The organism is Stenotrophomonas maltophilia group sp. RNC7 (assembly GCF_030910085.1).
GTDB lineage: Bacteria > Pseudomonadota > Gammaproteobacteria > Xanthomonadales > Xanthomonadaceae > Stenotrophomonas > Stenotrophomonas sepilia.
Genome location: NZ_JAVFVN010000319.1, coordinates 1 through 967 on the forward strand (window position 1 = coordinate 1; position 967 = coordinate 967).

1 protein-coding gene is annotated in these 967 nt (G+C 55.8%); it reads right to left on the bottom strand.

Annotated elements, in window-relative coordinates:
• Positions 1-967 (bottom strand): hypothetical protein (locus tag RCF13_RS05320; protein ID WP_308140925.1); only part of this gene is annotated, 967 nt, incomplete at both ends.

The window sequence follows — 967 nt, forward strand, 5'->3', positions numbered from 1 at the left end:
GCTTTTTGATTGCGTTCCCTGATATCGGGAAGCTCGGTCTTTCGTGTTTCAGACTCTGACCCGAAGTAATCTCGCGCCGAGGTTCGGAGAATGTTGACGACGATAGTCCTTAGGGCTTTGGCAGCGCGGTTGTCGATAAAACCCTCCCGGCCTGCCTTGTCGCGAAGGTTGGGGTTTTGTTCGCGGGATAGAGCGACCCTCCCGAACATACGTCGAGCATTCCAAAACTCTCGTCCAAGGCCCACACTGCGGCGCTGCTCGATCTCGAAAAAATCGCTGTCAACACGTCCGTAAGGTAGGATGCGCAGACCGTTGCGATAGATTAAAAAACCTGAATAGCGCTCGGCGAGCGCGTTCAACCTTGCATGCCGGTCATCCGTATGGGTCGAATTTTCTCGAGTTCTTTCATACGTGGAAATATGAATCGAAAACGGTCCGACGAACGTTTTGGTCCCGCGCGGCGGGGCGTAATCGGCGGGTGGCCTGATCACGTAATCGGCGCCGGTTTCCCGCCATTCGCCGAAAGCTTTGATCTGTCCCCGGAATACACCGTCGGCATCTATATTGCCGCTTATGACATGCTCCATGTCGTCAGTGATGTTCCGGGTGAGACGGTCGAGGTCCCGCCCGATGATGGGGTTGGGAACACCATCCGTCCAGGTCACTACTTCGTAGTCGAATTGGGGATCGAAGGCGTTCGTCTCGTTTGCCGCTGCACTGACGAACGGATCGGTAAACGCTGAGAGGGTCGCAAAGAAGTTCTCGCGTATACTTTTGGTCGACCCGTCTGGAGCGATGCTCGGCAGTTGGGCACGAAGGTCGTAATTGATGTCCGACACAAACATCGCCGTGCCGCTGTCGGCCTCCCCGCTCCAGACCCGCCACTGTGAAAAATGACTCTCGTCAAAGCGCGCCTTGACCATTGTTCCCACGATTTCTTCGGACGGCTTCGCCGCCGAAGAATCTG